Here is a 336-nt window from a genome sequence, read left to right on the forward strand (position 1 = left end):
CGTGGAACGAGGGATATTAAGATGTAAACAGATTTGATAAATAGGCACCTGACCTTTTAGCTCTTCCACTGTGTTCACTACGATTTCCGGCACCACTTCCTTTCCAATTCCTTGTACTTTTTTAAGATCTCAATCTGTTGCTTTAACTGCCGGTTCTCTGCCTCTAACTTAGACGTCTTGCTCTTAAATTCAGGCCCTTTCCCATATGAATATTGCTTACCTACAGGCTGTTCAAATCGATGCATTTCTCCATTTTTATACCATGTCATCCACGTTTTTAATTGGGTATGATTACGAATATTCAGCTGTGATAATACTTCTTTTACAGGTATACCT

General features: G+C 38.7%; 1 pseudogene. It reads right to left on the minus strand.

The window, feature by feature from the left end:
- Nucleotides 1-77: 77 nt before the first annotated feature.
- Nucleotides 78-336: pseudogene (locus AC1VNJ_RS26940) on the minus strand (IS3 family transposase); the annotation flags it as partial.

The sequence above is a fragment of the Priestia sp. 3CA3 genome (assembly GCF_056836725.1).